This window comes from Polaromonas sp. AER18D-145 (assembly GCF_002379095.1).
In the GTDB taxonomy this organism is placed as follows: Bacteria; Pseudomonadota; Gammaproteobacteria; order Burkholderiales; family Burkholderiaceae_C; genus Polaromonas.
Window position 1 is genome coordinate 42,542 of the sequence record NZ_NBZV01000028.1, and the last position, 20,648, is coordinate 63,189.

The following is a 20,648-nucleotide window of genomic DNA, read 5'->3' on the forward strand; positions in this document are numbered from 1 at the left end:
AATATAACGCAGTTGGGAACGGTGTGGCCGGTGTACGAGGCCGAAGGCCCTTGGCCCAACGTAGCCGCAGGCGTCAAACCCTTGCCATGCGCTGAAACAGCCCGCCCTGCAGCCGGGCGACCTCTCCGGCCATTTCAAGCGCCAGCAATTGGGCCTGCAATTCGGCGGTTGCCAGCCCGGTGCGCGCCTGCAGGGCGTCGAGGCTGACGGGCTCGAACCCCATCGCCGCAAACAGCGGGTCGTCTGTGGGCTGTCCATCCATATCCGCATGCGCTGCTGGCAAGGCGGCCGAAAGCTGGGGCAGGTTCAACTCTTCCAGCACGTCCTGGGCGGACTCCACCAGCTTGGCGCCCTGTTTGATGAGGGCGTGGCAGCCGCGCGACTGGGGGGAGTGGATGGAGCCGGGGATGGCGAACACCTCCTTGCCCTGCTCCGCGGCCAGGCGCGCTGTGATCAGCGAGCCTGACTTGAGCGCCGCTTCGATGACCAGCGTGCCTTGTGACAGGCCGGAGATCAGGCGGTTGCGCTTGGGGAAATTGGCGGTGAGGGGCGGTGTGCCCAGCGGGAACTCGCTGATGATCAGCCCGTGTTGGGCAATGCGGTGGGCGAGCGCGAGGTGCTGCTTCGGATACACCCGGTCCAGCCCGGTGCCGACCACGGCCATGGTGGTGCCGCCACCGAGCAGGGCGCCGTCGTGGGCGGCGCCGTCCACGCCCAGTGCCAGCCCCGACACCACACAGAGACCGGTTTCGCCGAACACCCTGGCAAATTGCCGGGCATTGCTTTCACCTTGCGGCGTGGGGTTGCGGCTGCCCACGATGGCGAGGCAGGACGCTACGTTATTGATAGCTGTCGACGACCATGAATCAAGGGATCCAAGCATATAAAGCATGCAGGGCGGGTCTTCGATGTCAAGCAGCGCGGGCGGGTAGCCGGCATCGCCCAGCGTCACCACGCGCCGATTGTCTGCGCCCCGCAACCAGGCCAGCGTGGTCTTCAGCTGGTCGGCCAGCGTGGCGGGCTCGGTCAGCAGCGCATCCGCCAGACGGTCGGAGCCGAGCTGCCGCAAGGTGCCTGCGTCTTGTTCAAAGATGGCCTGGGCTGACCCGAACGTGGCCAGCAGCTGGCGTGCTCCGGCGTTGCCGATGCCCGGGGTCAGCGACAGGCGCAACCACGCGCCAAGTTCAGCTACGTCCATGGAAGGGCTGCATTCCGGCGGAGGCGGCAACGGAATTCATGCAGACGGTCTGCACAAGTTGGTGCTGACGCTCAGTTGGGATTTTCGAAGCGGTCGCCCACTTTCACGCCTTCGCTGACCTCAAGGACCAGCGCATAGGAGAGTTTTTCAAAAGTGCGGAAAACAATCAACAAGCCATTGCGTTCGTTGGGCAGCTTGATCACTGTTCTGGCAGAGTCCGTGCGGTCAGTGATCCGTTCTCCGCTTCGCAAAATGGCCATCACATGGCCCCGCTCCAGCCCGTCGCGGATGCCGCGGTTGATCACAACGACCTGGTTGCCTGCCGCATAACGCACGGCGCTGCCGTAAATCGAGACAATCTGGCCTTCGGTGGGGAGCTGTGGCGCGCGCGGTACATAACTCAGCAGTTCGCGCGGCGGTTCCGGCACCAGCCGGTCACCAACGCGCATTTCTTCCTTCGCGACGAGGATGTCGATGGTGGCAGGGATGACCTCATCGACGAGCTTGCCGTCCTTGCCCTTCACGCTGGCGGTGGATTCGCCGCGCACCAGCTCGGCCTTGCCGAGAAACTGTGCCTCGTAGCCGAGGATTTCGCCGGTGGTGGGGTCTTTCAGCGGTGTGGCATTGCGGAAGACCCGGTAGTCCAGCGGCTCGCCTTTGGCGGTGCTCAGCGGCTTGCCCGTGTCCTTGCTGCTGTAGAGGCCACGGGCATAGGCGCGGTCGCCGCGACTGAGCAAAACCCGGCCTTCCTGGGCGGCCACGATGCGTGGGGCAGTCAAAAACGCAGCTTCGTCGACGATCAGGGCTTCCGACAGAAAGGGTTCAATGGCCTGTGGCGACAGCGTCGGGATGGCGGCATCAGCCAGCGATTCGTAACGCGTGCGCGGCGATACCCGCACGGTGCCGGGCTGGCCGTCACCGTCGCCCGGACGCCGGGCCCGCAAGGTGGCGCGTCCGCCGGATTTGTCCAGGTAGAGCTGCTGACCGGGATAAATCCGGTGCGGATTGCGGATGTCGTCCAGATTCATGCCCCACAACTCGGGCCAGCGCCACGGGGTTTTCAGGAACATGCCCGAAATGGCCCACAAGGTGTCACCGCGCTTGACGGTGTATTCGTCGGGGGCGTTGGGGGCCAGATCGCTCAGTGGTACGCTGGTTTGGGCCACCTGGCTGGCCGTGGCCTTCTGGCCGGCGGTGATCGGGAAATTCTGCGCATGCAGGCCTGCGCTGGATGCCAGCAGAGCGGCGGCTATTGAAATCTTACTGAACCGACCAAAAATATGTTGCATCTTGAGGCCCTTGGGGCTGGCGCGGCCTTGGGCATCAAGGCCGGACGCCACGTTTTTATCTTGATAAATCACTAGCGATTCTGTACTTAAGCCCTTGATTAGGCAACGAATATGCCATTTCGTGACAGCGCGGATGCTGAAAAATGGCGAAAATTAGCGAAAATAGCGACATCTGATTGCCTGCCACCATGACCCAACTGACCATTCTTCGTTTCCCTGACCCGCGTCTGCACACCGTTGCCAAGCCTGTGGCGGCGGTGGATGCGCGCATTCGCACTTTGGTGGGCGACATGCTGGAAACCATGTATGCCGCCGAGGGCATCGGTCTGGCCGCCAGCCAGGTCAACGTTCACGAACGAGTCGTTGTGATCGACGTCAGTGAGGGCAGGGACCAGCCGCTGGTGCTGATCAACCCCGAAATCATCTGGTCCAGCCCCGAAACCCAGGTCAATGACGAAGGCTGCCTGTCCGTGCCCGGCGTGTATGACGGGGTGGAGCGCGCCAGGGCCATCAAGGTGCGGGCGCTAAACCTGGAAGGCGAGCCTCAGACCCATAGCGCCGAGGGCCTGCTGGCGGTGTGTGTCCAGCACGAGATGGACCACCTGATGGGCAAGGTGTTTGTCGAGTACCTGTCACCGCTCAAGCGCAACCGCATCAAGACCAAGATGATCAAGCAGAAAAAAGACGAAGAACGCGAATTGGTCCGCTGACCCTGGCGCGCCTTGCGCATGGGCGAAAATGCGCGGATGCGCGTCATATTTGCCGGTACCCCCGAATTCGCCCGTGTGGCCCTCTCGCAGCTGCATGCTGCGGGTTTTGAAATTCCCCTTGTCCTGACCCAGCCGGACCGGCCCGCCGGGCGCGGCATGAAGCTGCAGGCCTCCAGCGTCAAGCAGTTTGCGCTTGAACAACAGATTCCGGTGCTGCAACCACGCAGCCTGCGGCTCAATGGCAAATACCCCGAAGACGCCGCGGCCGTGCGCGATGCGCTGGAGGCGGCCCGTGCCGACGTCATGGTGGTCGCCGCCTATGGCCTGATCCTGCCGCAGTGGGTGCTGGACATGATGAGCCGCGACGAATGCAGCGAAGGGCCGCCCCGAGCAAGTTCAGCCCCCTCGGGGGGCAGCGAACCACACGCAGTGGGGAGCGTGGGGGCGCATAAATGGGGCTGCCTGAATATTCACGCCTCCCTGCTGCCGCGCTGGCGCGGCGCGGCGCCGATTCACCGTGCCATTGAGGCGGGTGACAGCGAGACCGGCATCACGCTGATGCAGATGGATGCCGGGCTGGACACCGGTGACATGCTGCTGGTTGAAAAGCTTCCGATTGCACCCGGGGACAGCACCGGCACCCTGCACGACAAACTGGCTGCCCTGGGAGGCCGGCTCGTGGTCGAGGGGCTGGACCTCGCGGCCTGCGGCGGGCTCCGGCCCGTGCCGCAGCCCGGGGAAGGCATCACCTACGCGCACAAAATCGAAAAACACGAGGCCGCCATTGACTGGCGGCAAAGCGCCACCGTGATCGAGCGGCGGATACGCGCTTTCAACCCCTTTCCGGGCGCGGCGAGTGCCCTGGGCGGCGACACGGTCAAGTTCTGGCGGGCCGTGGTGGTGCCCGGTGTCCAGCGGCCGGAAGCGGCCGCGCCGGGCCAGATTCTCGCCGTCAGCCCGGACGGCGTGGACGTTGCGACGGGTGACGGCGTGGTGCGCGCCACCCGGCTGCAAAAGCCCGGTGGCAAGCCGCTGGATGCCGCCGAGTTCGTCCGTGGTTTTGCGTTGCAGCCCGGCATGGTTTTTCAGGCCAGTCCGGAGAAGCGCGCTTGACGGCCCCGCTGTTCCGGCATCCCGAGTTTCGCCAGGGCATGCGCGACATGGCGTCCGCCGCCGCCGGTACAGCCGCTTGGGGCCTGATGACCGGTGTGGCCATGGTCAAGTCGGGGATGAGCCTGTTTGAGGCGGTGCTGATGGGGGTGATCGTGTTTGCCGGCAGCTCGCAGCTTGCCGCCGTGCCGCTGATTCTTGCCGGCGCGCCCCTGTGGGTGATTCTGGCCACCGCGGCCTGCGTCAATTTGCGTTTTGTCGTGTTCAGCGCCCATCTGCGGCCTTACCTCATGCACCAGCCACTCTGGCGGCGCCTGGCCAGCGGCTATTTCACGGCCGATCTCAGTTATGTGATGTTCACCAACCGCCACCCGCATCCGGTGCCCTCTGATGACAAGGAGGCGTTGCGTGCCCAGGAGGCCTACCTGGCCGGAAACTGCGCCCTGACCTGGCTCAGCTGGGTGGTGCCCAGCCTGCTGGGCATTGCGCTGGCCAATGCGATTCCGCTGTCCTGGGGGCTGGGTTTCGCCGGCATCCTGGCCCTGCTCGGGGTCATGTGTTCGCTGGCGAGCAGCCGCCTGCGTGTGGTGTCCGCCGGGGTGGCCGGCGCAGCGGCGGTGGCGGCCTTTGCCCTGCCGCTCAAGCTCAACATCCTGGTCGCGATTGCCGCGGCGGTGGCGGTCTGCCTGATGCTGGAAAAACCGGCAGCGCCAGCGGCGCCGTTGCCCACGACGAAGGGGGCGGCATGACCGATGCCTGGACCGTGCTCACCATCGTTGGGCTGGCGCTGGTCACGGTGATCACGCGCTCGTTTTTCTTCATGTCCAGCAAGCCCTGGACCCTGCCGCCCTGGGTGCAGCGCGGCCTGCACTATGCGCCGATCGCGGCCCTGGCGGCCGTCATCATTCCCGAGATCGTGATGACGCAGGGGCAACTCATCGACACCTGGCGGGACGCCCGCCTGTTTGCCGCACTGGCCGGCGTGGCCTGGTTTGTCTGGCGCCGTGGCGTTCTGGGCACCATCATCGCCGGCATGGCGGTCTACCTGCCCCTGCACATCGGACTGGGCTGGTGAAACTGGCCCCCACGGTCGCTCACTGCGTGTAGCTCCCTGCCCCCCGAGGGGGCCGCTGCGCCTGCGGCCCGGCAAAGCCGGTTCCGCAGCCCTGGCTTGAAGGGAAAAGATTCTCACGGTCGCTCGCTATCCCGGGGGCCTTTTCCCTTGGGGCGGCCAAGCGGCAACCCCTGCCCAGGCACCGGGACGGCGCACCTACAATTTGGGGTCTTGGGCGCGTTGACCCAACCCTTCACTGCGAGCTTTCATGAACTTCATTCGTTTCTCCGATCTGTGCGCCCAGGGCCTTGTCAAGGGCCAGCGTGTCTTCATTCGCGCCGATCTCAATGTGCCGCAGGATGACAGCGGCCACATCACCGAGGACACCCGCATCCGCGCCTCGATTCCCTGCATTCAGATGGCCCTTAGCGCCGGCGCCGCGGTGATGGTGACCTCCCACTTGGGCCGGCCGACCGAAGGGCAGTTCAAGCCCGAGGACTCCCTCGCGCCGGTAGCGAAGCGCCTGGGCGAACTGATGCAGCGCGAGGTGCCGCTGAAGTCCGGCTGGGTTGACGGCGTGGACGTGGCGCCCGGCCAGCTCGTGCTGCTGGAGAACTGCCGCGTCAACCCCGGCGAGAAAAAGAACGACGAGGCGCTGGCCCGCAAGATGGCCGCGCTCTGCGATATTTTTGTGCACGACGCCTTCGGCACGGCGCATCGCGCCGAGGCCTCGACCTACGGCATTGCGCAGTTTGCCAAAGTGGCCAGCGCCGGCCCGCTGCTGGCGGCCGAAATGGATGCAATCTCCAAGGCCCTCGCCAACCCGAAGCGACCGCTGGTGGCCATCGTGGCCGGCAGCAAGGTGTCGACCAAGCTGACCATTCTCCAGGCGCTGGCCGGCAAGGTGGACCAGCTGATTGTGGGCGGCGGCATTGCCAACACCTTCATGCTGGCCAACGGCCTGCCCATCGGCAAGAGCCTGGCGGAGCGCGAACTGCTCGACGAGGCCCGGGCGGTGATGGCGGCCATGAAGGCGCGCGGCGCCGAGGTGCCTGTGCCGACCGATGTGGTGACCGCCAAGACCTTCAGTGCCGACGCGCCCGCCACCGTCAAGGCGGCCGCCGATGTGGCGGACGACGACCTGATCCTGGACATTGGCCCGCAAACCGCGAAAAAGCTGGCCGATCAGCTGATGGCCGCCGGCACCATTGTCTGGAACGGCCCGGTGGGCGTGTTCGAGTTTGCCGCCTTTGAAGGCGGCACCCAAACCATCGCCCGGGCGATTGCCGCCAGCCCCGCCTTCAGCATCGCCGGCGGCGGCGACACGCTGGCCGCCATTGCCAAATACGGGATCGAGAAAGACGTGGGCTACATCTCCACCGGCGGCGGCGCCTTTCTCGAAGTGCTGGAAGGCAAGACCCTGCCGGCTTTCGAGATCCTGCAGAAGCGGGCGGCGGGCTGAGCCGGCGCGGTGTTAGCTATTAAAAATATAGCAATACTCGCAATCAGGGCGGGCGATGGAGGCTGTTTTTCCTGAATTCCCCCCGATCCACGGATACCTGCCGGGAGTTTGCAGATGACGGATTTTCACGGTGTTTTTCCCTATCTGGTGTCGCCCATTGACGCCGACGGGGAGGTCAAGGCGCAGGTCCTGACGCGCCTTTGCCAGGACCTGATGGCTGCCGGCGTGCATGGCCTGACGCCGCTGGGATCGACCGGCGAATTTGCCTACCTCAACCCGGCGCAACGGCGCCGGGTGGTGGAGGTGGTGGTGCAGGCGGCCGGCCGGCAGGTGCCGGTGGTGGCCGGTGTGGCAGCCACCACCATCGTCGACGCCGTCGGCCAGGCCCGGGAGTACGAGCGCATGGGCTGCGACGGCATCCTGGCGGTGCTGGAAGCGTATTTTCCCGTGGACGACGAAGGGGTCTACCAGTACTTCAAGGCGATTGCCGATGCCGTGTTGTTGCCGGTGGTGATCTACACCAATCCGAATTTCCAGCGCTCCGATCTCAAGCTGCCGGTCATCGGGCGGCTCAGCCACATCCCCAACATCCGTTATATCAAGGACGCCTCCTTCAACACCGGGCGCCTGCTGTCGATCATGAATGTCGTTGAGGGCCGGATGGAGGTTTTTGCCGCGTCGTCGCATGTGCCTGCGACCGTGATGCTGATGGGGGGCGCGGGCTGGATGGCCGGGCCGGCCTGCCTGGTTCCCCGGCAGAGCATCGCGTTGTACGACCTGTGCCGGGCCGGTCAATGGAGCGAGGCCATGGCCTTGCAGCGCAGGCTCTGGAGCATCAACCAGGTGTTTGCCACGTTCAACCTGGCGGCCTGCATCAAGGCCGGCCTTGCCCTGCAGGGGTATGAGGTCGGCCATCCCCTGGCGCCGCAGGCACCGTTGTCGACGGATGGTGTGGAAACGGTGCGCCGGGTCCTGTGCGAGCTGGGCGCGCTGTAACCAGCCTGTTGCGCATCGGGCGGGGCCTGCTCGGCGCGCCCGGTGTACCCGGCCTGTAACCGGTTCCGTGTGAGAATCGTCACTAAATTACAGGAGACATCCATGCCACGCCGCGCCACCAAAATTGTTGCCACCTTGGGCCCCGCCTCGAGCGATCCGGCGCTGCTTGAAAAAATGATACGTGCGGGCGTCAACGTGGTGCGCCTCAATTTCAGCCATGGCACGGCGCAGGACCACATCGACCGGGCCGGGCTGGTGCGCGAGGCGGCCCAGCGGGCCGGCCGCGAGGTGGCCATCATGGCGGACCTGCAGGGACCGAAAATCCGCGTCGGCAAATTTGCCGAGGGCAAGGTTCTGCTGGTGCCCGGCGCCAAGTTCGTGCTCGATGCCTCGCGGACCGAGCCGGGCGACATCAAGGGTGTGGGGCTGGACTACAAGGAGTTGCCGCGTGACGTGAAAGCCGGCGACCTGCTGCTGCTCAACGACGGCCTGATTGTGTTGACCATCGACGCGGTGCGCGGCGAGGAGGTCCACACCACCGTCAAGCTTGGCGGTGAACTCTCCAACAACAAGGGCATCAACAAAAAGGGCGGCGGCCTGACCGCGCCCGCGCTGACCGCCAAGGACATGGAAGACATCCGGACCGCCATGAGTTTCCAGGCGGACTATGTAGCGGTGAGTTTTCCGAAAAACGCCACCGACATGGAAATGGCGCGCCAGCTCTGCAATGTAGCCGCCGCGCCGTACAAACACAAGCCCGGCCTGATTGCCAAGATCGAACGCGCCGAAGCCATTCCCAACCTCGAAGATATCCTGCGGGTCAGCGACGGCATCATGGTCGCGCGCGGCGACCTTGCGGTGGAAGTCGGCAACGCCGCCGTGCCGGCGCTGCAAAAACGCATGATCAAGATGGCGCGCGCCATGGACAAACTCGTCATCACCGCCACGCAGATGATGGAAAGCATGATCTTCAACCCGGTGCCGACGCGCGCCGAGGTCAGCGACGTGGCCAATGCCGTGCTCGACGGGACCGACGCCGTGATGCTGAGCGCAGAAACAGCCGCGGGCAATTACCCGCTCGAGACCATCGAGGAAATGGCCAACATCTGCCTGGAAGCGGAAAAAGCCGAATACGCGGCGCTGGACGCCGACTTCAGCGGCAAGACCTTCACGCGCATTGACCAGTCGATCGCCATGGGGGCGCTGTTCACGGCCCACCACCTGGGCGCCAAGGCCATCGTGGCGCTGACCGACAGCGGCTCCACGCCGCTGTGGATGAGCCGCCACGACATCCGCGTCCCGATCTACGCGCTCACACCGCGCCTGGCGACGCAGCGCAAGATGGCGCTGTACCGCAATGTGCGCCCGCTGCTGATGGACACCAGCGCCGACCGCGACACCGCGCTGGAACAGGCCGAAGGGCACCTGCTGCGCCGCGACATCGTGCAAAGCGGCGACGTGTATGCCATCACCTGCGGCGAACCCATGGGTGCCCCTGGCGGCACCAACATGCTCAAGATCTGCCGGGTGGCCTGAGAGGCTGAGAGTCTTTTGTTCCTACCCGCTTATCACGCCAAAACGCACCCACTCGTCGTTGCAAATGCGCGCCATAGCCCGAGCTATGGCTGTGCTTTGCGCCTCGATTGGGTACGTTTTGACGCGCTACTCGGACACGACCAAAAAACTCTCAGCCTCTGAGCGGGCGGGCCCCCGGGGCCGGCACGGGTGCGGGCGCCCAAGCCGGTGCCCGCTGAATCCACGGCAGCCGGGCGTGCGTATCCCCGGTTCAATGCACACCACGGATTTCCCTTTGCCAAGACGCTCGCTATTGGCCATGCTGTCCGCGCTGCTCACTGCCTGCTCGGCAGTGGACCTGCTCAACGCCACCGTTTCCACCGACACCTACCGGCGCACCCAGGGCCTGCCCTATGGCGACCACCCGCGCCAGCGGCTGGATGTCTATCAGCCTGTTGGCGGCACCGGCCAGGCGCCGATGGTGGTGTTTTTTTATGGTGGCAGCTGGTCCTCGGGTGAACGCGCTGACTACCGCTTTGTCGGGGAGGCGCTGGCTGCAAGCGGCATCGTGGCGGTAATCGCGGACTACCGCCTGAGCCCCGCCTTCCCCTACCCTGCTTTTGTTCAGGACAGTGCGCGTGCCGTGGGCTGGGCGGTGGCGCATGGGGCCGAACATGGCGCCGATCTTGCCCGGATTTTTGTGATGGGACACAGCGCCGGCGCCTACAACGCGGCCATGGTGGCGCTGGATCCGCGCTGGCTGGCCGCCGAGGGGCTGAAGCCCTCGCGCCTGGCGGGATGGATAGGCCTGGCCGGTCCCTACGATTTCCTGCCGATTGGCGATCGCCAGACCCAGGTGGCCTTTGACTGGCCGCGCACGCCGGTCGACAGCCAGCCGCTGTTCCATGCATCGCCGGCGTCGCCGCCGGCCTTGCTGCTGGCGCCCGCCGCCGACCGCGTGGTCAATTCCCGGCGCAGCACCGTGGCCCTGGCCCGGCGGCTCCAGAGCAGTGGTGTGTATGTGGAGTCTGCGCTGTTTGACAGCGTCAGCCACGTCACCCTGGTGGCTTCCCTGGCCTCGGTTCTCAGAGGCCGGGCGCCTGTGCTTGAGCGTGTCTCGGCTTTTGTGAAGTCAGTCGGGCAAGCCAGGTGAATCCGAGGTCCAGCCCGGCAGCGCTGGCCCAGCAGAACCAGGCGGTCCAGAAGGTGTGGCTCATGTAGTGGGCGCCGCGCACCTGCTGCGCCAGTCCCAGCAGCAGGCCGGCCAGCATGGAACCCAGCAACCAGCGGCGAGCCGTTGCGGGCAGGGCATGCCGGAACGCAAAAAAGCCGCCGACAAAGGCAAAACCCGCCGAGGCGTGACCGGCCGGAAAGCAGCCACCGTCCCCGCCGTCCCTGACGCCCCAGGCCCAGTGTGAGACATAGCTGGCCACGCCGCCGAATTCCTGCAGGCTCCAGGGGCAGCTGCTGTGGCTGTGCAGCTTGATGTTGGACACCACCAGCAAAGCCAACAACGTGGTCAGGGCCAACTGGGCGCGGCGCGGGGCGGGCAGCCGCCGCAGCGTGCCGGCAGGCCGGGCGATGCCAACCAGCAGCGCCCCTTCGAACAACCAGGGCAGCGGGCGCATGTCGTCGTGCAGCACGCCGCGCCAGAACCAGTGGTTTTCGAGGGCAAAGCCGCTGGCCGACCCAAACCAGCGCGCCAGGGTCAGGTCCAGTCCCGAAGCATCCCAGGCCAGCAAGACAAGAAAGCTGGCAAGGGACCAGAAAAGAAGACGCGACGGGCTGGAAGCGGCTGGGCTGCGGGAGGCGTTCATCTGGGGGTGGGTGGTGCAAGAAGGACCGACGATAGCCCTGTCCGCCTTAAATCAGGCTTAATCCCCGCGCGACTGGCGAGGGCGCGCGACGGTCCGCGTCGGGCTTGTCCTACGCCTTTGCCCCTTCCAGGCTGACGCAGGAAGGCCTTCGAGAGGCCGCCCAAGGGTTTCGCGGGACGACATGGCGGGTAAAATGAAGATAGTTACCGGTCAGTTACCGAATCCGTTCAACCTTCTGGGGATATCTCTTATGGCACTCGTTTCCATGCGCGAGCTGCTGGACCATGCGGCAGTCAACACCTACGGCATTCCAGCTTTCAACGTCAACAACCTCGAACAGGTCCAGGCCATCATGCAGGCGGCCGACGAGGTCAATGCGCCGGTGATCATGCAGGCCAGTGCCGGCGCCCGCAAATATGCCGGCGAAGGTTTCCTCAAACACCTGATCCAGGCGGCGGTCGAGAGCTACCCGCACATCCCGGTCGTGATGCATCAGGACCACGGCCAAAGCCCGGATGTCTGCCGCGGTGCGATCAACCTGGGGTTCAGCTCGGTGATGATGGATGGCTCGCTGATGGCCGACGGCAAGACCATTGCCGACTATGACTACAACATCGACGTGACCCGCAAGGTCGTGGAGATGGCGCATGCCACCGGCGTCTCGGTCGAGGGCGAACTCGGCTGCCTGGGCAGCCTGGAAACCATGCAGGGCGACAAGGAAGACGGCCATGGCACCGACGCGGTGATGACCCACGACCAGTTGCTGACCGACCCGGAGCAGGCCGCCGACTTTGTCAAACGCACCCAGCTCGATGCCCTCGCCATTGCGATCGGCACCAGCCACGGCGCCTACAAGTTCACGCGCAAGCCCACCGGCGACATCCTGGCGATCGAACGCATCAAGGAAATCAACCGCCGCATCCCCAACACCCACCTCGTCATGCACGGTTCGTCCAGCGTGCCGCAGGACCTGCTGGCCATCATCCGCCAGTACGGCGGCGACATGAAGGAAACCTACGGTGTGCCGGTCGAGGAGATCCAGAAGGCCATCCAATTCGGTGTGCGCAAGATCAACATCGACACCGACATCCGCTTGGCCATGACCGCTGCCGTGCGCAAGTTCATGGCCGAAAACCCGAGCAAATTCGATCCGCGCGAGTGGCTCAAACCGGCCACGGCGGCGGCCAGGGCCATCTGCAAGCAGCGTTACATCGAGTTCGGCTGCGAAGGCCAGGCCAGCAAGATCAAGGGCGAAGCCCTGAGCGTGGTGGCGGCCAAATACGCCAAGGGCGAGCTGGCCCAGGTGGTGCGTTAACCCGGAAAATCCTCGCCGTGCCGAACTGGCGATAATTCAAAGCTCGCCGCTACCGGCGGGCTTTTTTTACTTTTGGCAAGCATCCATGACCTCCGCTCTCCACACCTCGGCCCTGACCTCCCTGCCCCTGCTCGCGCGCGGCAAGGTTCGCGACAACTACGCTGTCGGCAAAGACCGGCTGCTGATGGTCGCCAGCGACCGGCTCAGCGCCTTCGACGTCATCATGGGCGAGCCGATTCCGGGCAAAGGCGTGTTGCTCACGCAAATGGCCCTGTTCTGGTTCGACAAGCTGGGCCATATCTGCCCGAACCACCTGACCGGCGAGGCGCCCGAAAGCGTGGTGACACCCGCCGAAGTGCCGCAGGTCACCGGCCGCTCCATGCTGGTCAAGCGCCTGAAGCCGATTCCGGTCGAGGCCGTGGTGCGCGGCTACCTGGCCGGCAGCGGCTGGAAGGAATACCAGGAGAGCCAGTCGGTGTGCGGTGTGCCGCTGCCGGCCGGCCTGAAAAACGCCAGCAAGCTGCCCGAACCGATTTTCACGCCGGCGGCCAAGGCGGCGGTGGGCGAGCATGACGAAAACATCAGCTACGAGCAGGTGGTCAAGGTCGTCGGCCCCGAACTGGCCGCGCAGATCCGCGACCTCAGCATCCGCATCTACCAGGAGGCAGCAGCGTTTGCGCTGACCAAGGGCATCATCATTGCCGACACCAAGTTCGAGTTCGGCCTCGACGACAATGGCACGCTGACCCTGATGGACGAGGTGCTGACGCCCGACTCCTCGCGCTACTGGCCGATCGAAGGTTACGAGCAGGCATTCGCCACGGGCGCGAACCCGCCCAGCTACGACAAGCAGTTCGTGCGCGACTGGCTGGAGCAAGCCCTGGTCAACGGCAAGCCCTGGGACAAGACGCCGCCGGCGCCGCGCGTGCCGCAGGACGTGGTCGAAAAAACCGCGGCCAAGTACCAGGAAGCGCTGACCCGGCTGACAGCCTGACCGGCCCTTGGTTTAAAATAGCTGCATCCCAAGGAGCGTTGCAGCGAAACCCCGTTTCGTCAGGCTTGGGTGACAGCAGGACCCCCGCGGCCTGCCTTTGCAACGGCGCTCACCTTCGATAGCCAAGGTGAGTGAATGTCCGAAATCCAAGTTCCCCCCATGAAACTGTCCGGCCTGGAGCCGGTCGCCATAGGCGCGGGCAGCCTGTTCGTCAACATCGGCGAGCGCACCAATGTCACGGGCTCCAAGGCCTTTGCGCGCATGATCCTCAATGGCGAGTACGAGCAGGCGCTGGTCGTGGCCCGCCAGCAGGTCGAAAACGGCGCGCAGATCATTGACATCAACATGGACGAGGCCATGCTGGACAGCCAGGCCGCCATGGTGCGTTTCCTGAACCTGATCGCCAGCGAACCTGACATCGCGCGTGTGCCCATCATGATCGACAGCTCCAAGTGGAGTGTGATTGAAGCCGGGCTGCGCTGCATCCAGGGCAAGGGCATCGTCAACTCGATCTCCATGAAGGAAGGGCTGGAGCCCTTCAAGCACCAGGCCAAGCTGCTCAAGCGTTACGGCGCGGCCGCCGTGGTCATGGCTTTCGACGAGCAGGGCCAAGCCGACACCTACGAGCGCAAGATCGAGATCTGCGAGCGCGCCTACCGCGTGCTGGTCGACGAGCTGGACTTTCCGCCCGAAGACATCATCTTCGACCCCAACATCTTTGCAATCGCCACCGGCATCGAGGAGCACAACAATTACGCGGTGGACTTCATCAACGCCACGCGCTGGATCAAGGCCAACCTGCCCGGCGCCAAGGTCTCCGGCGGTGTCTCCAACGTGAGTTTTTCCTTCCGCGGCAACGACCCGGTGCGTGAGGCGATCCACACGGTGTTTCTGTACCACGCGATCCAGGCCGGCATGGACATGGGCATCGTCAACGCTGGCATGGTCGGTGTCTACGACGATCTGGAGCCGACGCTGCGTGAACGCGTTGAAGACGTGGTTCTCAATCGCATGCCCGTCTACAAGCCGGGCGAGCCCGAACTGTCGCCGAGCGAGCGCCTGATCGAAGTGGCCGAAAGCGCGAAAAGCGGCGCCAAGGACGACAGCAAGAAAAACGAATGGCGCGCGCTGCCAGTGCGCCAGCGCCTGTCGCATGCGCTGGTGCACGGCATGAACGAACACATCGTGACCGATACCGAGGAGGTCTGGCAGGCGATCAAGGCCGAGGGCGGGCGTCCGCTGCATGTGATCGAAGGTCCGTTGATGGACGGCATGAACGTGGTCGGCGACCTGTTCGGCCAGGGCAAGATGTTCCTGCCGCAGGTGGTGAAAAGTGCACGCGTGATGAAACAGGCCGTCGCGCATCTGCTGCCTTACATCGAGGCGGAGAAGCTGCTGCTGGAAGCCGCCGGCGGCGACGTCAAGACCAAGGGCAAGATCATCATCGCCACCGTCAAGGGCGACGTGCACGACATCGGCAAAAACATCGTGACCGTGGTTTTGCAGTGCAACAACTTCGACGTGGTCAACATGGGCGTGATGGTGCCCTGCCACGAGATCCTGGCGCGCGCCAAGGTCGAGGGTGCGGACATCGTCGGCCTGTCCGGCCTGATCACGCCCAGCCTCGAAGAAATGCAGTACGTGGCCGGCGAGATGCAGAAGGACGACCACTTCCGCATCAAGAAGATCCCGCTGATGATTGGCGGCGCCACCACCTCCAGGGTCCACACGGCCGTCAAGATTTCGCCGCATTATGAAGGCCCGGTGGTTTATGTGCCCGACGCGTCGCGCAGTGTCAGCGTGGCGCAAAGCCTGCTTTCCGACCAGGCGGCCAAATACATCGATGAGCTCAATGCCGATTACGACAAGGTGCGCACCCAGCACGCCAACAAGAAGCAGACGCCGATGTGGCCGCTGGCCAAGGCCCGGGCAAATGCAACGCCGATTGACTGGGCCCACTACACGCCGCCCAAACCGAAATTCATCGGCCGTCGCGTGTTCAAGAATTTCGATCTGGCCGAACTGGCGAACTACATCGACTGGGGCCCCTTCTTCCAGACTTGGGACCTGGCCGGCCCTTTTCCGGCCATCCTGAAAGACGAGGTGGTGGGGACCGAGGCCGTGCGTGTGTATGCCGACGCGCAGCGCATGCTCAAGCGCCTGATCGAAGGCCGCTGGCTCACGGCCAGTGGTGTCATCGGTCTGTACCCGGCCAACAGCGTCGGTGACGACATCGAGATCTACACCGACGAGACGCGCAGCGAGGTGGCCATGACCTGGTACGGGCTGCGCCAGCAGGCCGAGAAAACCGCGCTCGACGGCGTGATGCGGCCCAGCCGCTGCCTGGCCGATTTTGTCGCGCCGAAAGTGCTGTCAGCCGAAACCAAGGCCGTGCGTGCCGGACATGCGGGCGCCGAGGGCCACAACACCTTCATGCTGCCTGACTACATCGGCCTGTTTGCAGTGACGGCTGGCCTGGGTGCCGAGAAGAAGGAAAAGTATTTCAATGACGACCACGACGACTACTCGTCCATCATGCTCAAGTCGCTGGCCGACCGGCTGGCCGAGGCTTTTGCCGAGGCCATGCACAAACGGGTGCGCGATGATTTGTGGGGTTATGCCGCCGGCGAAACGCTGAGCACCGAGGACATGATTGCCGAGAAGTACCAGGGCATACGCCCGGCGCCCGGCTACCCGGCCTGCCCGGACCACAGTGTCAAGAAGGACATGTTCGAGTTGCTTCAGGCGGGTGATATCGGCATGGCGCTGACTGAAAGCCTGGCCATGACGCCGGCCGCCAGCGTCAGCGGTTTCTACCTGAGCCATCCGCAAAGCGTGTATTTCAACGTCGGCAAGATCGGTGACGACCAGTTGCAGGACCTGGCCCAACGGCGCGGCGCCAGGGCCGAGGACTTGCAGCGCCTGCTGGCGCCGGTTCTCTAAAAAATGCACCGGCCACCGGCCTCGGTCAGTGCGCCGCGCAGGGCCGCCCCAAGCAAGCACAGCCCCCTCGGGGGGCATCCTTCGACGGGCTCAGGACGAGCGGAGGAATGAAGTGACGAGCGTGGGGGCTATATTTCTAGTGGGCGCTTTTAAGCGCCCGCCGGTATTGCACCGCCTCGGCCACGTGGGTGAGCTGCACCGCCTGCGCACCGGCCAGGTCGGCGATGGTGCGTGCCACTTTCAGGCAGCGGTGGATGCTGCGTCCCGACCAGCCCAGGCGCGCAGCCGCCGTGTTCAGGAATTTCGTGGCGGCATCGTCGAGCTGGCACTGTGCATCGATGGCCTTGCCCTGCAGCGCCTGGTTGCTGCTGCCCTGGCGCGCCGTGGCGCGTTCACGCGCCGCCACCACCCGTTGCCGGATGCTGGCCGTGCTTTCGCCCGGTGCGGCACCCAGTAGTTCTTCGGCAGCCAGCGCCCCGACTTCCACATGCAGGTCAATGCGGTCCAGCAGCGGGCCGCTGAGTTTGCCCTGGTAACGTGTAGGTTTTCAAAGTAATTGAGCCAAGGTACCTTATTAAATCAAGGACTTACGCAACAACTATGCAAACGGCGTTTCCGCCAGCTTTCATAGTTATTGAGCTAAACCTACATCTTGATCAAAGTTAATGAGCTGTTGCTTTGCCTACCTAGGGTCCGGTAGTTCTTCAGCGCAGAACCGCGCGCGCCGACATGACAACATGCATGCCGTCAGCTTCTACCTCATGGTTTACAGCTTTGTGACGAGACGAGGGGACAGTAAAAACCCGCCGAAGCGGGTTTTGGTTATGCGGCCTTTGTTATCTTCGGTTGATTTGCCACCCGCCAATCGGCGGCCTGAGCAAGCAGATTGATTTTCCGCTTTTCATATTCCATGCCTTGCGCGATCAGAAGCGTATTGCGGATTTCCAAGTGAGCCAACAGATCAAGCTGGTCAGACGTCATCTGATCTCGGTCAAGTCCCGTAAATGTGCCAGCCAACACCCAGTTCACCAGGCGCGCCTCATTGGTGTAGTGATGTGTCATGCAGCTTTTCCCATTGATTTGACGCGTGTCATGCAACATCTGCGACATCACCTTATACGAAGCCGCAGCGCTGTGACGCAACCGCCCCCTATCGGCAGTGCTGCGAATCAGGGAATCGATCTGCAAATCGCACCAAACAGAGAAATCGTCGTCCAGCCAGCGCGCGAAAGCGACAGCCAACTTCGGATGAAGCCAAGTCGCGTCAGCATGTTGGCGACCGCCGCGAATGACTTTTAGAACCGAGATTTTCTCGCTTCTGAGCTGACGACAGAGGGCGTCGATATAGTTTTGCGTGGCCGGGAGTTGTTGCCAGTCATTCGGTTTCTTCCCGAATTTGGCCGCAGCTTCGGTAGCGTTAAACCATCCGTCTTCACGGTAGGTAATGGGGTGACCCTTGTATTCCCTGGTCACCATTTGGCTGAGGTGTGATGGATTACTCATAAAGCCCTTTCAAGCTCTATGCCACGTAGTACAAACAGCCTCTTGACGCGTATGACGGCTGTGTATAATCTATGGCTAACTACAATAAAAACCACACCCGTTTTGATCTTGGCGGATTGCCGGATGTGGATCGGAGAACCCTTAAAGGCCCGCTGTTTCGTAAGAAGCAGTGGGTTTTGTCTTTTGGGGGCTTCGGGATTTTAACTGTTTGCGCATCCAGTTCAGCACTCTGCCTCGAGGAGTGCTAAGTATTTCTGACTCAATGGTCAGCAACTGCTTGCGCCGCTTGAAAATGTCGCAGTCACCTCCAGTTCTCTTGTATCTTGGGAGAGTGTTGGAGTGGTAGACATACCGGCCTGATAAGCCGGCGCCTAACGGCAGCGCGGGTTCGATTCCCGTCCTCCCACCAAGAAATGCCGGAGATGACCCCCGGCTTTTTCTATGTACCGCCCCGGTTCAACCTGAACCATGACTCGGATTCCCCAATTCGATTCTCACGAGCACTGTGGTAACATACAGTTCTTCGGCGGCAAGCTCCATCGAAAGCCTGGCCAGGCAAAGCCGATTCTCACGGCGGCACGTCGATCAAGATCTGGCACGACGAGAAAAACAAAGTTAGATCCTGCATGTGAATTGCCGTAACGTGGGCCGCGTAAGAGCTCACGTCCAAATTTCTAAAGCCGCCTCAAGCGGCTTTTTCACGCCCGTGCATCTCTGCAATCACTGCCGCGAACAGATTCATTGCGGTTGAGCGCCACTCCCGAACCCGCCGGGTGCCACTTACCAACTGCCATGCGCTGGACGATGCGGCATTTATAAACCTGCGGCTCGGGGGCTTTATTGGATCGGCCAGCATGCCGTCGGCTGTTGCACCAGGCACATGCTGCGACAATGTTGCCGGGCGTGTCTAGGCCGCCATCCTTTTGCGCGACAAGATGCTCGGCAGTGCTTCTCCGTAGTTTTGCCTGGGCAATGGAAATGCCATGTTTGGCAGCGAAGTACTCGACGGCCTCCTCCCAGATGGGGAGCTCACAGTAAAAGCACTTGTGGTTTTGCCGGTGAAAGGCGATGAGGCGAAGCTGTTTACAGATTGATTTGGTCATCGGGAAATCCACTTGAGGTACAAGCAATTTCCCGGTGACGCATAGCACGCCATTCGGGCACCGGCGGATCGACCGTTCGGCGATGCCTAGGCTCGACCTAGGACGGTCAGGGGCTGCATATCCTGAACAGGGACTAGTCTACAAAATTAACCCCCTTTGGTCTATCACCGCAAGTTAAGGCGCGAGGCCTCCTCCAATTAGAGGAGGCGCCAGTGGAGCGCACATGTCACCATATGTTTCAAACGATGGGAGACATCATGAAACTGCTCTGCGCGATCGCGCTGCTGCTGGCTTGCGGGTTTGCTTCCGCTCACTCGGGCGGTACGGATGCACAGGGTTGCCATACGAATCGTAAGACAGGTGACTATCACTGCCACGGTTCGAAGGGATCAAGTACTGCAGCGGCACCGCGTCAGGCGGCTCCAGCCCAGTCGTCTGGGCAGACTTGTTACGTCGGGCCGCGCGGCGGGACCTACACGATTACCAAGAGCGGAAGGAAAAACTATGCCGGCTGCTGAGACCGCGTTCAGGGCCGCCACGCTGCTAGCATCCGTTGATGCCTAAATGGAAAACCACTTGGGTGCGTGCGAGGAAGACGATCAAGCAGATCTTCCTTGAGGCAATATTTCCAATCTGCGTAGCCAGTGCCTGGACGATTGCGAACTACGGTGTGGCAATTTCAACTTGGCCTGCGAAAGATGCAATAAATCTTTTCGGCATGACCTTCGTCGCCGTCGCATGGGTATCGGGACAGATATTCCGAATCATTAAGCAAACAAGGGACCGGGAGAGTTTTGATCACATTAGCGACGTGATAACCGGTGGCGATACGTTTCCCGTAATTTCGCCAATCACTGCTGGCGAGGCGATCTCCTTTGTTGTTGGATTGTCGCTGCGCCTTAATGGGCGTCATTCGCTCTATGACCTGACAACGATTGTCACCGACATCGAAAAAATGCGACAAGTGCATTCCAGCGGTGAGCGGATCCATATGGAACACTACATGACGCGTTTCCAACTCGGCACACTGGGGCGAGCTTATGAGGAACGACTTCTAAGGTTTGACCCATCACCAACGCTCAAATGGTCCTTCTTTATTCAAAGCTTCTCACGCAATGGTCAATACAAGCAGAGCCTCTTACTTCGGAAAGTGGATGCCAGGTGGACTCACGCGCTTCAAATAACACGCGATGGCAAGAAAATATTTGAATACATAGATCCTCGATTTCCTGCGGGAGAGCTGGACGACTTGGATCCTGAAAAACCAAGGCTCTAGGTGTTTCCGCGGCATAGTGTAGTTAAGCTCGCTAGTCATTTCGGCAGATGCCATTGAAAAGCAACGGCGAGACAGGAGGGAGAACTGATGAATCGCGGACGGCTGGGGAATTTGACTTGCACAACAGACGGTCTTGTCGTGATCGGCGATCAGCACCTGCGGATCCCCGGTTACAAAGTGCTTAGGAGGATAGGAAATGGAGCAAATGCGGTTGCGGCGCGTGTCAAGGTAGTTGTCGCCTCAGTCATGCAGCCAATGGCTGAATAAGCGTGGCGCCGACATGGGCCGCCACCACCGAGTCGCGCTCGGGGTTGAGTGTCACAGCACCGGTGGGCGTCCAGTTTCTTGTGTTCCCAGACCAGC

Annotated in this window: 18 protein-coding genes, 1 tRNA gene, 1 pseudogene and 1 riboswitch; of the genes and pseudogenes, 14 read left to right on the forward strand and 6 right to left on the reverse strand. The window is 62.7% G+C overall.

Going from position 1 to position 20,648, the window contains the following annotated elements:
- Window positions 1-73 precede the first annotated feature (73 nt).
- Entirely contained in the window at window positions 74-1,198 is a 1,125-nt protein-coding gene (dprA, locus tag B7G52_RS14545) for a DNA-processing protein DprA (protein WP_096698277.1), read from the reverse strand.
- Window positions 1,199-1,269: 71 nt separating this feature from the next.
- On the reverse strand, window positions 1,270-2,487 hold the full coding sequence (locus B7G52_RS14550; RefSeq protein WP_096698290.1) for a LysM peptidoglycan-binding domain-containing protein: 1,218 nt from the start codon (window positions 2,485-2,487) through the stop codon (window positions 1,270-1,272).
- 188 nt (window positions 2,488-2,675) lie between these two features.
- On the opposite strand from B7G52_RS14550, the gene def reads away from it, so the two are divergent.
- The 8 genes from def (at window position 2,676) to B7G52_RS14590 (ending at window position 10,487) form a co-directional block, all read left to right on the forward strand.
- Complete coding sequence (gene def, locus B7G52_RS14555) at window positions 2,676-3,197, forward strand: peptide deformylase (protein WP_096698291.1); 522 nt, start codon at window positions 2,676-2,678, stop codon at window positions 3,195-3,197.
- 36 nt (window positions 3,198-3,233) lie between these two features.
- Window positions 3,234-4,310: a methionyl-tRNA formyltransferase gene (locus B7G52_RS14560; protein WP_096698292.1), complete on the forward strand. Its 1,077-nt coding sequence runs from the start codon at window positions 3,234-3,236 to the stop codon at window positions 4,308-4,310.
- Window positions 4,311-4,348: 38 nt separating this feature from the next.
- Window positions 4,349-5,056 (forward strand): AzlC family ABC transporter permease, encoded by a 708-nt coding sequence (locus B7G52_RS14565; protein WP_096698293.1) that lies wholly within the window; start codon window positions 4,349-4,351, stop codon window positions 5,054-5,056.
- Entirely contained in the window at window positions 5,053-5,382 is a 330-nt protein-coding gene (locus B7G52_RS14570; RefSeq protein WP_096698278.1) for an AzlD domain-containing protein, read from the forward strand. Before B7G52_RS14565 ends, B7G52_RS14570 begins: the two co-directional genes overlap by 4 nt.
- A gap of 247 nt (window positions 5,383-5,629) precedes the next feature.
- A complete protein-coding gene (locus B7G52_RS14575) occupies window positions 5,630-6,823 on the forward strand; it encodes a phosphoglycerate kinase (RefSeq protein WP_096698279.1) in 1,194 nt (397 codons plus the stop codon).
- A gap of 114 nt (window positions 6,824-6,937) precedes the next feature.
- Entirely contained in the window at window positions 6,938-7,819 is an 882-nt protein-coding gene (locus B7G52_RS14580; RefSeq protein WP_096698280.1) for a dihydrodipicolinate synthase family protein, read from the forward strand.
- A 102-nt stretch (window positions 7,820-7,921) separates the two neighbouring features.
- Entirely contained in the window at window positions 7,922-9,355 is a 1,434-nt protein-coding gene (gene pyk, locus B7G52_RS14585) for a pyruvate kinase (RefSeq protein ID WP_096698281.1), read from the forward strand.
- Window positions 9,356-9,653: 298 nt separating this feature from the next.
- Window positions 9,654-10,487: an alpha/beta hydrolase gene (locus B7G52_RS14590; protein WP_240523469.1), complete on the forward strand. Its 834-nt coding sequence runs from the start codon at window positions 9,654-9,656 to the stop codon at window positions 10,485-10,487.
- Here the strand turns inward: B7G52_RS14590 and B7G52_RS14595 are convergent.
- Window positions 10,420-11,151, reverse strand: a complete 732-nt coding sequence (locus B7G52_RS14595) for a phosphatase PAP2 family protein (protein ID WP_096698283.1) — start codon at window positions 11,149-11,151, stop codon at window positions 10,420-10,422. The two genes, B7G52_RS14590 and B7G52_RS14595, sit on opposite strands and share 68 nt — an antisense overlap.
- Window positions 11,152-11,401: 250 nt before the next feature.
- Between B7G52_RS14595 and fba the strand changes: the two genes are divergently transcribed.
- From fba to metH, 3 genes are all read left to right on the forward strand, one after another.
- On the forward strand, window positions 11,402-12,466 hold the full coding sequence (gene fba / locus B7G52_RS14600) for a class II fructose-bisphosphate aldolase (protein WP_096698284.1): 1,065 nt from the start codon (window positions 11,402-11,404) through the stop codon (window positions 12,464-12,466).
- An 85-nt stretch (window positions 12,467-12,551) separates the two neighbouring features.
- The gene (locus B7G52_RS14605) at window positions 12,552-13,460 is read left to right on the forward strand and encodes a phosphoribosylaminoimidazolesuccinocarboxamide synthase (RefSeq protein ID WP_096698285.1); all 909 of its coding nucleotides are present in this window, start codon (window positions 12,552-12,554) and stop codon (window positions 13,458-13,460) included.
- A 24-nt stretch (window positions 13,461-13,484) separates the two neighbouring features.
- Window positions 13,485-13,578: riboswitch (S-adenosyl-L-homocysteine riboswitch) on the forward strand.
- Window positions 13,579-13,619: 41 nt separating this feature from the next.
- Window positions 13,620-16,403, forward strand: coding sequence for a methionine synthase (gene metH / locus B7G52_RS14610; RefSeq protein ID WP_371329024.1), 2,784 nt, complete (start codon window positions 13,620-13,622; stop codon window positions 16,401-16,403).
- 136 nt (window positions 16,404-16,539) lie between these two features.
- Here metH and B7G52_RS14615 read toward each other — a convergent pair.
- Both B7G52_RS14615 and B7G52_RS14620 read right to left on the reverse strand, forming a co-directional pair.
- A pseudogene (locus tag B7G52_RS14615) lies at window positions 16,540-16,944 on the reverse strand (ATP-binding protein); the annotation flags it as partial.
- A 281-nt stretch (window positions 16,945-17,225) separates the two neighbouring features.
- Window positions 17,226-17,906, reverse strand: a complete 681-nt coding sequence (locus tag B7G52_RS14620) for a KilA-N domain-containing protein (RefSeq protein WP_205853066.1) — start codon at window positions 17,904-17,906, stop codon at window positions 17,226-17,228.
- Window positions 17,907-18,231: 325 nt separating this feature from the next.
- Here B7G52_RS14620 and B7G52_RS14625 point away from each other — a divergent pair.
- Window positions 18,232-18,315, forward strand: a tRNA-Ile gene (locus B7G52_RS14625).
- A 289-nt stretch (window positions 18,316-18,604) separates the two neighbouring features.
- On the opposite strand, the gene B7G52_RS23375 is transcribed toward B7G52_RS14625, so the two are convergent.
- The gene (locus B7G52_RS23375) at window positions 18,605-19,009 is read right to left on the reverse strand and encodes an HNH endonuclease (protein WP_141397471.1); all 405 of its coding nucleotides are present in this window, start codon (window positions 19,007-19,009) and stop codon (window positions 18,605-18,607) included.
- A 257-nt stretch (window positions 19,010-19,266) separates the two neighbouring features.
- Between B7G52_RS23375 and B7G52_RS14630 the strand changes: the two genes are divergently transcribed.
- A complete protein-coding gene (locus B7G52_RS14630; RefSeq protein WP_096698294.1) occupies window positions 19,267-19,527 on the forward strand; it encodes a YHYH domain-containing protein in 261 nt (86 codons plus the stop codon).
- Between the two features lie 38 nt (window positions 19,528-19,565).
- Window positions 19,566-20,285: a hypothetical protein gene (locus B7G52_RS14635; RefSeq protein ID WP_141397472.1), complete on the forward strand. Its 720-nt coding sequence runs from the start codon at window positions 19,566-19,568 to the stop codon at window positions 20,283-20,285.
- Window positions 20,286-20,648 lie beyond the last annotated feature (363 nt).

Excerpts from the sequence above, each read along its gene's own strand:
- dprA (WP_096698277.1), bottom strand. The coding sequence starts at position 1,198 with ATGGACGTAGCTGAACTTGGCGCGTGGTTGCGCCTGTCGCTGACCCCG.
- B7G52_RS14550 (WP_096698290.1), bottom strand. The coding sequence starts at position 2,487 with ATGCAACATATTTTTGGTCGGTTCAGTAAGATTTCAATAGCCGCCGCT.
- def (WP_096698291.1), top strand. The coding sequence starts at position 2,676 with ATGACCCAACTGACCATTCTTCGTTTCCCTGACCCGCGTCTGCACACC.
- B7G52_RS14560 (WP_096698292.1), top strand. The coding sequence starts at position 3,234 with ATGCGCGTCATATTTGCCGGTACCCCCGAATTCGCCCGTGTGGCCCTC.
- B7G52_RS14565 (WP_096698293.1), top strand. The coding sequence starts at position 4,349 with ATGCGCGACATGGCGTCCGCCGCCGCCGGTACAGCCGCTTGGGGCCTG.
- B7G52_RS14570 (WP_096698278.1), top strand. The coding sequence starts at position 5,053 with ATGACCGATGCCTGGACCGTGCTCACCATCGTTGGGCTGGCGCTGGTC.
- B7G52_RS14575 (WP_096698279.1), top strand. The coding sequence starts at position 5,630 with ATGAACTTCATTCGTTTCTCCGATCTGTGCGCCCAGGGCCTTGTCAAG.
- B7G52_RS14580 (WP_096698280.1), top strand. The coding sequence starts at position 6,938 with ATGACGGATTTTCACGGTGTTTTTCCCTATCTGGTGTCGCCCATTGAC.
- pyk (WP_096698281.1), top strand. The coding sequence starts at position 7,922 with ATGCCACGCCGCGCCACCAAAATTGTTGCCACCTTGGGCCCCGCCTCG.
- B7G52_RS14590 (WP_240523469.1), top strand. The coding sequence starts at position 9,654 with ATGCTGTCCGCGCTGCTCACTGCCTGCTCGGCAGTGGACCTGCTCAAC.
- B7G52_RS14595 (WP_096698283.1), bottom strand. The coding sequence starts at position 11,151 with ATGAACGCCTCCCGCAGCCCAGCCGCTTCCAGCCCGTCGCGTCTTCTT.
- fba (WP_096698284.1), top strand. The coding sequence starts at position 11,402 with ATGGCACTCGTTTCCATGCGCGAGCTGCTGGACCATGCGGCAGTCAAC.
- B7G52_RS14605 (WP_096698285.1), top strand. The coding sequence starts at position 12,552 with ATGACCTCCGCTCTCCACACCTCGGCCCTGACCTCCCTGCCCCTGCTC.
- metH (WP_371329024.1), top strand. The coding sequence starts at position 13,620 with ATGAAACTGTCCGGCCTGGAGCCGGTCGCCATAGGCGCGGGCAGCCTG.
- B7G52_RS14620 (WP_205853066.1), bottom strand. The coding sequence starts at position 17,906 with ATGAGTAATCCATCACACCTCAGCCAAATGGTGACCAGGGAATACAAG.
- B7G52_RS23375 (WP_141397471.1), bottom strand. The coding sequence starts at position 19,009 with ATGACCAAATCAATCTGTAAACAGCTTCGCCTCATCGCCTTTCACCGG.
- B7G52_RS14630 (WP_096698294.1), top strand. The coding sequence starts at position 19,267 with ATGAAACTGCTCTGCGCGATCGCGCTGCTGCTGGCTTGCGGGTTTGCT.
- B7G52_RS14635 (WP_141397472.1), top strand. The coding sequence starts at position 19,566 with ATGCCTAAATGGAAAACCACTTGGGTGCGTGCGAGGAAGACGATCAAG.